Source organism: Agarivorans sp. (assembly GCF_050295395.1).
Lineage (GTDB): Bacteria > Pseudomonadota > Gammaproteobacteria > Enterobacterales > Celerinatantimonadaceae > Agarivorans.
Genome location: NZ_JBNKPP010000224.1, coordinates 17,226 through 27,363, shown reverse-complemented (window position 1 = coordinate 27,363; position 10,138 = coordinate 17,226). Strand labels below are relative to the sequence as shown.

9 protein-coding genes are annotated in these 10,138 nt (G+C 45.7%); 3 read left to right on the top strand and 6 right to left on the bottom strand.

Going from position 1 to position 10,138, the window contains the following annotated elements; genetic code table 11:
• Nucleotides 1-153: 153 nt before the first annotated feature.
• Nucleotides 154-1,887 (bottom strand): GGDEF domain-containing protein, encoded by a 1,734-nt coding sequence (locus ACQY6Q_RS12695; RefSeq protein WP_427981928.1) that lies wholly within the window; start codon nt 1,885-1,887, stop codon nt 154-156.
• Between the two features lie 154 nt (nt 1,888-2,041).
• Between ACQY6Q_RS12695 and ACQY6Q_RS12690 the strand changes: the two genes are divergently transcribed.
• A complete protein-coding gene (locus ACQY6Q_RS12690) occupies nt 2,042-2,749 on the top strand; it encodes a helix-turn-helix domain-containing protein (RefSeq protein WP_427981926.1) in 708 nt (235 codons plus the stop codon).
• Nucleotides 2,750-2,861: 112 nt separating this feature from the next.
• On the top strand, nt 2,862-3,200 hold the full coding sequence (locus tag ACQY6Q_RS12685) for a tRNA-binding protein (protein ID WP_427981924.1): 339 nt from the start codon (nt 2,862-2,864) through the stop codon (nt 3,198-3,200).
• A 7-nt stretch (nt 3,201-3,207) separates the two neighbouring features.
• On the opposite strand, the gene ACQY6Q_RS12680 is transcribed toward ACQY6Q_RS12685, so the two are convergent.
• Nucleotides 3,208-3,618, bottom strand: coding sequence for a hypothetical protein (locus tag ACQY6Q_RS12680; protein WP_427981922.1), 411 nt, complete (start codon nt 3,616-3,618; stop codon nt 3,208-3,210).
• Nucleotides 3,615-5,135 carry a hypothetical protein gene (locus ACQY6Q_RS12675; RefSeq protein ID WP_427981920.1) on the bottom strand — a complete coding sequence of 507 codons (1,521 nt, stop codon included), beginning with the start codon at nt 5,133-5,135 and terminating at the stop codon, nt 3,615-3,617. Before ACQY6Q_RS12675 ends, ACQY6Q_RS12680 begins: the two co-directional genes overlap by 4 nt.
• A gap of 238 nt (nt 5,136-5,373) precedes the next feature.
• On the opposite strand from ACQY6Q_RS12675, the gene ACQY6Q_RS12670 reads away from it, so the two are divergent.
• Entirely contained in the window at nt 5,374-5,799 is a 426-nt protein-coding gene (locus tag ACQY6Q_RS12670) for a VOC family protein (protein WP_427981918.1), read from the top strand.
• Between the two features lie 52 nt (nt 5,800-5,851).
• On the opposite strand, the gene ACQY6Q_RS12665 is transcribed toward ACQY6Q_RS12670, so the two are convergent.
• The 3 genes from ACQY6Q_RS12665 to ACQY6Q_RS12655 all read right to left on the bottom strand — a co-directional run bounded on the left by ACQY6Q_RS12665 (nt 5,852) and on the right by ACQY6Q_RS12655 (nt 9,966).
• Nucleotides 5,852-6,421, bottom strand: coding sequence for an NnrU family protein (locus ACQY6Q_RS12665; protein ID WP_427981916.1), 570 nt, complete (start codon nt 6,419-6,421; stop codon nt 5,852-5,854).
• A gap of 140 nt (nt 6,422-6,561) precedes the next feature.
• Entirely contained in the window at nt 6,562-8,121 is a 1,560-nt protein-coding gene (locus ACQY6Q_RS12660) for a putative bifunctional diguanylate cyclase/phosphodiesterase (RefSeq protein WP_427981914.1), read from the bottom strand.
• A gap of 123 nt (nt 8,122-8,244) precedes the next feature.
• Entirely contained in the window at nt 8,245-9,966 is a 1,722-nt protein-coding gene (locus ACQY6Q_RS12655; RefSeq protein ID WP_427981912.1) for a Na/Pi cotransporter family protein, read from the bottom strand.
• Nucleotides 9,967-10,138: the final 172 nt, after the last annotated feature.

Below are 10,138 nucleotides of genomic sequence, written 5' to 3'. Positions count from 1 at the left end.
CCTTTTTCAGCTTTAGGGGCTTTGGGGGCAAGCCATTAAGCTAATCATTGCCAGCGAGTCCTTATTTTTACAGTATCGTTACTAGGTTATACCCAACCTCTCATATTGCCGCTACTCGCCTAAGGGGAAGACGCTGAGAGGCCAATTTAGTCCTTACTCTACCAACATTACGGCTGGCGCGGTGTTGGCAATATATAAGTTGGATTGAGCGCTTAACTTTGCTTGTTTTTTGGCAAAGCTGGCTTGCTCGCTAAGCGCTTCAATACTTAAGCCGCAGTTGGCTGTCCAAGGGGTTACTCCCACCGCTAAGCCACATAGGGGAAAGCGCCGTTGCTGGCCATCTCTATCTTTGGCAATGATGCCTCCAGCGTCGAGATCCTTTTGTCGGTACAGCGCTTCTCGTTTCACATCAAACTGTTTTAATAGGTTTAAAATGGCTTGCTGCCAACCGGTTTGGGTAAAAATTACAATGAAATCGTCGCCGCCAAGATGGCCGATAAAGTGGGCGTATTTAGTGAGCTGTAGTTTTATCAGTTCGGCAACCAGCTTAATCATTTGGTCGCCTCGCTCGTAGCCACAAATGTCATTAAAGGGCTTAAAGTTGTTCAGGTCAAAGTAGGCGAGGCTGAAGTCTTGGTGATTGTTTATTAGCTGATTTAAGCAGCGTTGCAGCGGCACGTTACCGGGTAAAGCGGTGAGGGGATTGGCGTAACGGGCCAGCTGTAGTTTGTAGTTGGCCAGTTTGCGCATTACTTCTACGGCTAAACCTACGCCGTAATATTGATTGTTTTGGGTAACGATGAAGGCGGCATCTAAACCACTGGCGGTGTGTTGGCTTAAGCGCCGTCCTATTTCTGTTAGGCTGGTATGAATATCCACAATTAGCGGATTGCGATCCATTAAATCGGCCGCAGTTTTACGCTGATTTAATGAGTGGCCATAGGGCCCAGAAAACCTCGCTAGTAGTTCTTCGCGCTTTAACAGGCCTAATACCCGTTGATTGTGGTCTACCACCGGCAATGAGCTAAGGCTTTTGTCTTCTAGCATTTTATCTAACAGCGCCTTGGAAGATAAATCAGGTGCTACGCTGGCCTGCGGCGTGGCTAAAGATAGCGCCGAATAGGGTTCGGGATTAAGCGATACACTAGGTGTGGCTTGTTGCTGTTGCGGCTGCACGGCAGGGCGGGCTATGTGGTAGCCCTGCAAATAGGGTACGCCTAAATTTAGCAGTAGTTGGTATTGCTCGGCGGTTTCTATGTTTTCGGCTATTACTCGGCTGCCAATATTTTCAGCTAGTTCTAGTATGGCGGTTAGCGCCGAGCTGATTTTATGCTCCACTAACAATTGCTCACAGAAGTAGCGGTCTAGTTTGAGGTATTCCGGGGCAATTTGTAGCCAGTTTTTTATGCCGGCATAACCCGCTCCAAAATCATCTAAGGCAAAGCGAATATTGAGTTTACGGCAGGCGCTTAGGCAGTTGGCAAGTATCGAGTCATACTCAATGGGTTGGTGTTCGGTTAGTTCTATCACAAGCTTGGCGTTTTTAGGGATAAGCCGTTTAAACAGAATTTCACCGTATTTTTGAAAGGCGTAGACGAGGGTGTCGGGAGAAAAGTTTATAAATAGCTGGCCGCTTAGTCCTTGCTCGCTGAAGCGAGCCGAGGCGAGTTGGGCGCAAATTAGTTCTAACTCGAGTTGTTGATTTTGTTGGCGAGCGTATTCAAATAGCGTTAGCGGTGAATGAAAGTAGCTGCCAGCAGGCCCGCGAGACAACGCCTCATAGCCAAGTACACAGTAATTGTTATGATCCCAAATGGTTTGGAAAGCGGTACAGATATTTTGTTGTTTGAGAATATCATCGTACTCTCGTTGCAACTGTTCTTGCATAATCCCTATGCCATAAGTTTGTTCAGACTGTTAGGTGTAGCAGGGGAATTTGAACAAAAGGTGACAGTTTGATGACGCTATTATTACGCTTGGCGCGATTATGTTCTAAGTTAAGTTATTTTTAGTTTTTTATACTCATATGTGATTTTTGCTAATGAAAAACAATCTAGCCATTCGCTCATACAGTCTAATGAAGCAGGGGCATAGCCATGCTTTTCATCAGTTGGTGTTACCACTTAAAGGCGGCTTGAATATTGAGGTGGGGCGGTTTCATGGGAAGATCCGGCCGGGTCAGTGTGTGGTGGTAAAAGCTGGCGAGTTTCATTATTTTACTGCGCAAACTGAAGCTAGGTTTGTGGTTGCCGATTTACAGCAGCTCCCGAGTAACTTAAGCGAAGCAGAGTCGGTGGTGTTTTCGGTGAATCCTCCGCTGTTGCATTATTTGGCTTTTATCGAGCAGCAGCTAAACAGCCAAGTTAATCAACAAATTGAGCAGTTAATGATGCAGACTTTCTGCTGTTTGTTGGCCGAACAACAAGTCTTGCGGTTTTTTGATCACCGCATCCAAAAGGTATTGGACTACATAGAAAGCCATTTAGCGACTTCGCTCTCAAATCAGCAGCTAGCTGCTGTGGCCTACTTAAGCTTAACCCAGCTAAAAAAGCTGTTTAAACAACAAACCGGCTTAAGCATAAGCCAGTATGTGAGGCAAGCCAGAATGGAAAAAGCCCAAGCCTTGCTACGCCATACCGATTATCCGATTCAAATAGTTGCCCAAACCGTGGGCTACAGCGACCACGCCGCTTTTAGCCGAAGCTTTGCTAAGTATTGTGGTATGTCGCCCTCTCAATATGCCCGCTAACTGCGTCTGTTAAAACAATAATAGTGTCCCATCGGCACACTACTTCGCTAGTGGCTACTATAAGCTGTTACTCCTGTAAGCAAGCATTATGGAGCTTGAGCTAAGGAGTAAAATGAAAACGATTGAATGGAGTGATTTCCAAAATGTGGATATTCGTGTTGGCACGATTGTGGCGGTGGAAGAGTTTCCTCAAGCGCGCAGGCCTGCCTATAAGTTACAACTCGACTTTGGCGAGCAACTTGGGTTTAAAAAATCTAGCGCGCAAATTACCACGCTTTATAGTAAAGCCGAGCTTATCGGAAAACAGGTTCTGGCAGTGGTGAATTTCCCACCCAAACAAATTGGCCCGTTTATGTCGGAATGCTTAGTTACGGGGCTATATCGACCCGACGGCTCGGTGGTGCTCTCTACAGTAGATAAACCCATGCCAAACGGCGCGCGCTTGGCTTAGCGGTGTATTACAGGCACTGGTAATCGCCCTTGGCATCGCTGGTAAAGCGTTTTATTAAATCATCGCCATAAAGAGCACCTTGGCATACCGCAATCTCTAGTTCTGCTAGGGTGGGTTTCACGGCTATGCCGTCAGCAGGAATGACCATTCTGTGGGAGTAGTAGTCGCTCCACACGGCTTGGTGATCACCGCAGCGTTCGCCAATGTAGGGCTGACCAAGGCTGCACCACATGACGCTAATTGGGTAATCGCAACGGTTCATAAATTCGGTTTGATTATGCCATTGCACTATGGATAAACAAGAGGCAGCCTTAGCGCCAGCCCAACTTGGGCTAGCACTTACCATTAGTGCCAGTAGTCCAACTACTTGCATTGTTACTCGGCTGGTTTTTCGAAAAGGGGGCAATCTTAAGCTCATTCTATAGTCACCTTTCCTGTAGATTGATTCTGTTGGCCAGTATTGGGGCGGCCGCAATACCAGGTAGCGGTTCTTTTGCAAGGGCCGCCGTTGGCTTCACATTGGCAGGCGCTAATATATAGGGCTTGCCGTTGCATCGGTATTGTCTGAGTCACTACTGGGTATACGGTTTTTTGTTGCTTTTTATCGTAGTAGCCTGCTGATTTGCTTTGTACTGTTTGCTTGAAGGTCGAGCACATCCCCATCACTTGAAGTTTGTCGCGTAAGCTAGCACAGCTGTAGGCGTCGCTGTCGTAACGATATTCAAGGGTTTTAGTAATTTGCTTGAGATAGGCGCTGGCTTTACTGCCAGAGGCTTTACAGTCATCAGGGCGCTGCGCGCAATTACTCCCTTTGGGCTGCTGGTATTCGGACGTTTTCTCTTGGCTAAGTACCAGCCCAGAGGAGGCAGTCGATGGCTTAGTTGATGAGCTTGTGTTTAATATGCTCGAACCAGTATTGGTCTCAATATTGAGCATTTCGGCTACGGTTTGGTAGTTATTATCGAATAAAGGCGCAGAATCCTGTTCATCCATACTATCTAGTTGTCGTTTAAGCGCGGCTTCTTGGGCTCGATTAGCTGCAATGGCTTGCTGTTGTTTTACAAGAAGCTCTGCCCGCTCCTTATAGGAGCGTTTTTCGTCGGCGATAACTTTGGCCTTTTGTTGTGCGCTTAATTTATCGTTTTGGATGTAATAGTTGGTGAGAAAACGATGTATTTCGGGCTTGTTTTTACACTTAGCGTAATAGAGTAAATTGCCGTTCACGCCACACTGGATTTCGTATATAGCGGTTCGGCTTGGGTCTTCAGCTTTATCAAGTAATAGTTGCAGAATATCTAATGAGGTTTGATCATTGATGTCAGCGACTAAAATGGCGCGAGCTAATGGCGTTTGCCAGTTCTCAATCACTCTGGCATCACTGTTTTTACCTTTATAAAGGTGGTCAGTATGTTTACAAGCAATTTGCTTGAGTGAGGCGTGATAACTTAACAGGGTTTTAACCGATTCAAGGTAGCCTTTGCTGATGGCAATTTTTAACGGGGTTTCAACATAGCCTGAGCAATAATCGGGGTTATAACCGGCATCTAATAATAATGCCAAGAAGCGACTGGCTTGCTGGTCATTAAGGTCATACATCAGCGGTTCGGCAATAATGTAATGCCAATCTTGGCCATGGCCAGATAGGCCACGGGTGGGAACATTGTACTCTGTTAGCCACTTGGCGAGTTTGTAGTCTTGCTGTTGAATCGCGCAGCTTAGTGCGGTTGCACAGCCATAGCGACCAAAATCGGTGTCGCTATCCATGCGCTCTTTACTGCTTTTGCTGGGGTCGAGAAAGACCGGTTTTATTTGCTGATAAAGAGCGATTTTTTCATCGGAGCTCAAATTTGGATCGATAGATAGGTGGGGGGAACTGGCACAACTGACTATCCATGAACAACAACAAACAACGGCTAAATATCGCCAGATACGCATCAAAAAGCTCCTTCTTTTATCTACCCCTTGAATCTAACACGGTAAGCGAATAATCCTTGTTGATCTTAATCAATACGAGTTTTAAAGCAGCTGGCTTACGTAGTTAAGCCTTGCCGAGTTCACGCTTGCCAGAGGTGGTAGGTTTAGCAAGATAGACTATGGTGTAGTTGTTGCTAGGCTTATTGATGTTAGGCTGGTTCACGGATTAGCTAGCCAATAATAAAAACAGGAGATAAGTATGTCGTTACAGCCATTCCACCTTGCCATACCGGTTTATGATGTTGCCTTAGCGCGGGGATTTTATCGCGATGTTTTTGGGCTTGAAGAAGGTCGCAGTGATGAAAAGTGGGTCGATTTTAATTTTTTTGGCCATCAGTTAGTGATTCACTACCACCCCAAAACACCCTCACAGCAACAAGCCGAAACCAACCCGGTAGACGGCCATGATGTGCCGGTGCCGCATTTTGGTGTGGTACTGACTTGGGAGCAATGGCATCAGCTAGCCGAGCGCTTAAAGCAGCAAGGCACGCAGTTTGTTATAGAACCTTATATTCGCTTTAAAGGGCAGGTAGGCGAGCAAGCCACCATGTTTTTTCTAGACCCATGTGGTAACGCCTTGGAATTTAAAGCCTTTAAAGATTTCTCCCAATTGTTTGCCAAGTAAACAAGATTTTAACGCTGCTCACTGAGTGTGGATGCCACACTCTATGGCCAGCTTAGGGCATCAGCGGAACACCAATTAAACTGCCATGCAAAAAGCGAATAAACGCAAAGCTGAGCGCTAGGCCAATAATGACCACGAAAATGTCGTTGAACTTAGATTCTTTTAGCCCTGGAAGAGCGCGTTGTGGGCGCTTTTTCATCGAAATTCTATCTAATACTGCCCACCCTAAAAATGCGCCAAACAAAATAACATCGGCTAGGCTACCGTTTACTAATAAATGGCTGGCAGCCCATAGCTTTACCGCGATTAACTGAGGGTGTTTGGCTGTTCGCTTAATTGCTCCGGGGAAGTAAGGCGCAAAAAATAGCACCATTGCTATTGTCATTAATAGGTAAGTTAGGTGTCTTAGCCAATAAGGCAGCGTGTAAAGTACAATGGGCTCCATTCTAGCTGCGGCATAACCTACAGCGATAAAATAGAGGCCGAGTAACGAGACCGTGGCATAAAAGCCTTTCCATAACCATTCATTTTTTGCAGCCTGTTGATTTCGCCAATCAAGTGACACAATAGCAACAGAGTGGATACCCAAAAATAGCACTAAGCCAATGATTAAGCTGAGCATGATTATTTCCTTTTTCATCGTATAAGCTGCGTATTTAGCTTAGCCCATATTGCCCATTTAATAGCTGCTATTTAAGTTGCAGATAGCGCGTCACGCCATATTCAAGATTTTTAGAACGAGTTAAGCCTTGTTTGAAGGGTTTAACTGCTTGCTGGTGGCAGAGCATCAAGTAGTTGTTGATATTGCTCTAGTGATACTGGTCGACTAAAAAAGTAACCTTGTAAATAGTGACAATCCATCGCTTGCAATAATCCGATACTGGTATTGTCTTCCACGCCTTCTGCTACCACTGTGCAATTGAGTGACTTAGCTAAAAAGATGATAGAGCGCACAATTGATTGGTTGGCTTTATGCGATGCCATGTTGCTAACAAACGAGCGGTCAATTTTGATTTGCTCTAAAGGTAAATCTCGTAATAAGGGAAACGAAGAAAACCCGGTACCAAAGTCGTCTAGGCTGAATGCAAATCCACTGTTTGCCAGTTCAACCATGACTTTAGTGGCTTGTTTTATGTCGGTCATCATGGCGCTTTCAGTGACTTCAAATATGACACGTTGCGGTGCTACCTTGGTTGCTATTTTATCAAGGCAGGTAAGTAGCATATTATTATGTAAATCTTTCGCCGAAAGGTTAATGTGCAAACACCCGGTAAAACCTTGTTTATCGAGTATCGCTAAATCCTCAATCGCTTGTTTTATTACCCAGCAAGTAATGTCGTGAATCAACGTACTTTGCTCGGCAATGGGGATGAATATGTCCGGTGGAATATAGCTACCATCTGCTTGTTTCCAGCGAAGCAATACCTCGGCACCATGAATGGAGTTATTGCTGGCGTTGATAATCGGCTGATAGAAGAGCTGAAACTGTTTTTTGTCGATGGCGCTTTGTAGTTTATTGGCGATAGCCAAGTGTTCTAGCGCATTTTTGTTTAAATCTTCTGAGTATATTTTCCAGTGGCGTTTGCGGGATTTGGCCGCATATAAAGCCTGTTCTGCCTGCTGAACTAACTCATGTGCATTATTACTGTGAGTTGGGTAGGAACTGACGCCAATGCTAATGCCAATGTGCAGGTGTTGCTTACGCACGGTGATCGACTGCTTAAATTGTTGCTGTATTATTTTGATGTCTTTTTCTAGGTGAAGGTGTTGACGGTTGCGACCTAGAATGGCGAATTCATCTCCGCCAACTCGGTAAAGGCGACAATGTTCAGGCAGTTGTTTAGACAGTTTTTCGGCCACTTGCCGCAGTAACTCGTCGCCAAACGGATGTCCAAATGCATCGTTGAACTTTTTAAAGCCATTCAGATCTATCAGCATGATATAAAAAGGGCTTAACGATTCGGCGAGCATGCTGATGGAATTATTGAAGGAATGTCGGTTTTTTAATTGAGTCACGCGGTCATGAGACGCCTGATACTCTTGTTCAAGAAGACTGTTGTAACAGTAGCGCGTAACTAAAAATACAAACAAGCCTCCTCCAGAAAGTAGCACACCGTGAGCCAAGTAAGCATGAACGTATTCATGGTCGATGAGAATGTAAATAAATGAGGCAGCATAAGCGGCTAAAAAGCACATGATGAGAGCCGACAACAATTTCCAGCCGGCATTTTGGGTGCGACGTAAAATTTTTTTGGTCGGTCGTAAGCTAAGCGACAGTAAAGTGAATCCTGATAAAATCAAACATAGTGCAATTATCTTCATTCAGTGATCCATTTCATCTAGCTTACGTAGTATCGGGTCAATAAGCGTTTTAGCCTAGGATAGGCCAAAACTACATTGCTGTAACGACTACAGCTTTATGAAAACTCTCTTATTCAGCCTAATTTAGTTGTCGTTCACAATTAAGTGGCGTTTTCTTAATTGTAGTTTGGCAATGCGTTTACTTAAGGTGTAAATACGCTTCAGTTGTTCTACCCATTCCATCTCATAACGAAATATTCGTAGCCGGGTGGGGTTTTGCTCCGCTAGGCGCTCGGCTTGGTGGGCCAATACGCTATTTAATTGAGAATTTATCTCGCGTTTGGCGCTCAGTACTTTGTGGGCCAGTGCATCGTCATTACGGCGAATGCCGTTTACGCAATCGAGCATGGCTTGTTGGACGCGGTTTTGAATGGAATCTAAGATACGGCGCATCATTGGGCTGGCAGTGGTTCCTTCGTTAAGCGCTTTATAGGCCAGCGGTAATATGCCACTCACAATTAAATCTGCAGCGCTTTCCATTTGGTCGGTGATGCTAATCAGTTTAATTTGCTGATTGCTTTGTTTATCCGATAAAGGGGCTGTGCGTAGGCGACCCAAGTAAGCCAGAATGGCAGCGTGTAACTCATCCACTTCTTTTTCTATGCTTTCAATTTGATTGAGCTTGGCCAGTGCCGTGCGTTTATCCGCGCTACTGGCATAATTCATCGCTAAGGGGGGCAGTAAGTCCAACATATTACAGACTCGGCGGCCCACGCGGCCCAATTCTAGCTGGGCATGATCTAAGGCGATGTCGGGAGTTTCGATGAAAGACTCATTGATATATTTGGGGCTAATGGCCTTGGCTTTTTTCTCACTGGGGCTAGCTGAGCGATGGGGAATAAGCTTGCGTGCTAACCACACAAAGGCTCCGGCAAAGGGCACCATGAGTACCGTATTGAGCAGGTTAAATAAGGTATTGGCATTGGCAATTTGTCTGGGCAGCTCGGCGGCGAGTTTGTCGATGCCAACAAGCTGCGGATAGCTTGGTGAAATGCCGATGCTAATGGCACTTAATAGGGCGAGTAGCGGTAACCATAGTACTACTCCTAATACATTAAAACTAATATGTACCGCTGCGGCTTGCATTGCTTCTCTTGATTTGCCGATAGCGGCCAATAAGGCCGTGATACAGGTGCCAATGTTAGCGCCCATGGCTAAGGCGATACCACTTTCTAGCGAGATAAAGCCTTGTCCGGCAAGCACAATAATAATGCCGGTGGTGGCTGAGGACGATTGTATTAAGGCGGTAAATAAGGCGGCCACCAAGATGGACAATAAGACATTGTCCATATGAGTCATCAGCTCAATGAAGGGTTGATAAGTTCTTAAAGGCGACATGGCCTCACTCATCATATTCATGCCAAGGAAGATTAGGCCTAAACCAAATAGCATGCTGCCGTAATGTTTATTGATGTCGCGTTTGGCCAAAAATTCTAAAAAGAAGCCAATGGCCACCATGGCTAGGGCCGCTTTGGTGACTTTAAAGGCAATGATTTGCGCGGTAACCGTGGTGCCGATATTGGCTCCCATGATTACCCCAACTGCTTGGCTTAAATTCATCAGCCCGGCTGAGATAAAACCCACCACCAGCACAGTGGTGACAGAGGAAGATTGAATTACCGCGGTGACGCCCGCACCGGTGACAACTCCAGCAAGGCGATTGCTGGTGAGTCTGGCTAAAATGGTCCGCATTTTATCGCCCGCCGCGCGTTTTAGCGCCAGCGACATTTTTTCCATGCCGTAGAGAAAAATCGCCAAGCCACCAAGCAGGCCAACACTCATAGGAAGGTAGTGGATCTCAGACATGCAGCTTACCTGTTATTTTTATTGTTCTTTTTTAAGATTAGCGCTAACTACGCCGAGGCATTGATTAACTTAATAAAAATGTGAGCCTAACTGCGTGTTTATCACGCTTTGGCCAAGGCTGTGCAGGAACAAGACTCGGCGGCCAAATGCACCGTGTCTAAGCGTATTGTTA